Source organism: Marinobacter fuscus (assembly GCF_003007675.1).
GTDB classification, from domain to species: domain Bacteria; phylum Pseudomonadota; class Gammaproteobacteria; order Pseudomonadales; family Oleiphilaceae; genus Marinobacter; species Marinobacter fuscus.
Map to the genome: position 1 here is coordinate 1 of NZ_PXNP01000026.1, position 2,467 is coordinate 2,467.

Consider the following 2,467-nt stretch of genomic DNA (forward strand, 5'->3'; position numbering starts at 1 on the left):
TAATCGGGATAGGGAGGCACCTCACGATGCCCCTCCTCCCACATCACCGGGCATACGGATCACGTACCACGGCGATTCAGTGACTTGATTCAACCCGTTACCGCACTGCCAGTTCCGGCAGTCCATAGCTCCGAAACAACCGGGCCGGTAAGGCTTGCCGCAGGGCTGGCGAATGACTCAGCCGCCACGGGCCGTGGGCTGATTTCGCAGTGTTCCAGGCCAGTTTGACCGAGACACCCCGCTTTCTCAGCTCACGATACCCCCTTCGGCCCCATTGCTTCCACACGTAACTTCTCATTCTCCGCCGTATCCACTTGTCCAGGTCCCGCAGGGGGCTCAGCACTTCGGCTGCGTCGAAGTACGCTTTCCAACCAAGCAGGGTCTCTTTCAAATCTGCGATCACCTGGGCCAGTGAGTGGCCCCGTGTTCGGCGGCTCAGTATCCGGATCTGGGTTTTCAGCTTGGTGATAGCTTTGTCAGCCACTTTCAATCGCTGCCCTTTCCGGCTGAGGGTGAAGCCCAGGAAGCTGCGCTTCCAGGGCCGGTCTACCGCGCTCTTTCGTGTATTCACTGTGAGCCTCAGCGAGTCCTCGATAAAGCGCGTCAGACTCACCATCACCCGCTCTCCTGCACGGCGACTGCCCACGTAGATCTGGCAGTCATCCGCGTAGCGGGCAAATTTCAGGTTGCGCCGTTCCAGCTCCCAATCCAGCTCATCCAGCACCACATTCGCCAACACCGGAGACAGTGGCCCGCCTTGGGGCACGCCCTCGGGTGTTGGTGTTTTGCGGCTGTCGATCTGTACACCTGCCTTCAGGTACCGGTTGATCAACCTGAGCATCGGCCTGTCCGGCGTGTGCCGTTTCAGGCGTGCCATTAGGCGATCATGGTTTACCCGGTCAAAGAAGGCTTCCAGGTCCAGATCCACTACCCAGTTACGGCCTTCCCGAGCGCAATGCTGTCCGTATCGAACTGCCTGATGGGCAGAACGCCCCGGACGGAAGCCATAGCTGTGTGGGTGGAAGCGGGGTTCCCAGTCCTGCTGGATCACCTGAGCGATTGCCTGCTGGATGAAGCGATCCAGCACCGTTGGAATGCCCAGAGGGCGAGAACCGCCGTTGGCTTTGGGGATGGTGACCCGCCGGACCGGTTTGGGTCGGTAGGTCTGCTGGAGCAGTTGCTGCCGGATCTCGGGCCAATGTTGGCGCAGATAATCCGGCAGTTCATCCACGGTCATGCCGTCGATGCCCGGCGCTCCCTTGTTACGTCGAACCTGTTTCAGGGCGCGATTGAGGTTGTCCCTGCTCAATACACGCGCCATCCACGGTGAGGGTTGAACGGAGTGCGAGTTCTCCCGATTTCCGGCAACGGGTTCATCCCCTGGTTGCTCCAGGGTCAGCGCAAGCTGCTTTGCGGATGCCATCCCGTTTCCCTGCACGGACACTCGACTCCTGTCTCTGTTCGGGCCTTCGGTTCACGGGCGAACCTACTATGCCCTCTGCTGATTTCTGCCACGCGATCAGAGACGATCGCTCGTCTCTCAGTGGGTCCGTCCACACGCGGCAGACCTCCCGGGGTAAGGCACAGAGCTTTCACGGCGTGAGCGCCCGATTTATAAAGCACACCCCAGCCGCAGAAGGAGGGCTTCGCGGTCACGTGCCCGCTCGCCCCGGATGTACCACACCTCGTATCGGGTTCCTGTTCGTCGCCCCGCCGCTTTGGATTGGGCTTCCTTCAGACCCCACCTCGCGATGACGCCCTTGCCCTTCTCCTAGCCTTCGGCTCTGCGAACACCTGGCAGGAGGACTTTCACCTCCCTAGTTCTGTGCCATGCCCGGCACACACGCCAGCAATAAACGGCGCCCTGAAAAGGGCGTCCGGTGGAGGCCCTCGGGCCGGGAACGTACTACAGCGACTTGTTAGCTGAGGAGCGCCGGCGGGTGACAAACCCAGATCCTTGGCAACCAACATAACCGCCTGCTCCGTTGCTTTATGCACAAGCTCTGGACGATACACTCCGATTATAAACACTCCCCCCATTGATGCGGAAAGTGAACCTGAACTTCAGAGCAGCAGGTAAGCAAGGAACCAGATTTCGACGGACACCTGGTTCCGGCAAACATTAACCTTTATGCCAACGCCACTGACTGATTTTGGCTACCCACTCGACGCGGGTTCCGGCGGCCTTGGCAAACCACGGGAATTGCCGGATTTGCTACCAGTTTACGGCCAAGGCCAATACCACCGAGTCGCCCAAAAGGCACAACGCACTACCCAGCTAACGCGAAGGTAACCGGCGCCGGAGCGCAGCGGAGGGAACCAAAAGCTGTAAGCTCTTGGCGTCCGGTTGACCGGCTGGTTAGTGGCCGGTCACCACCAAGGTCTCCCCTGACAACCAACGCTGCATGCCCTCTCCCGAACACCTTGCACCAACCCAACGGATGGCGAAAGGAACCAGAGCGCAAAC

1 protein-coding gene is annotated in these 2,467 nt (G+C 60.0%); it reads right to left on the reverse strand.

The features are described 5' to 3' along the window. Window positions 1-97: 97 nt before the first annotated feature. Window positions 98-1,423 (reverse strand): group II intron reverse transcriptase/maturase, encoded by a 1,326-nt coding sequence (gene ltrA, locus C7H09_RS07440; RefSeq protein WP_106761967.1) that lies wholly within the window; start codon window positions 1,421-1,423, stop codon window positions 98-100. Window positions 1,424-2,467: the final 1,044 nt, after the last annotated feature.

Bases quoted from the DNA above. Each gene is read 5' to 3' on its own strand.
- ltrA (WP_106761967.1), bottom strand. From the start codon at position 1,423: ATGGCATCCGCAAAGCAGCTTGCGCTGACCCTGGAGCAACCAGGGGAT.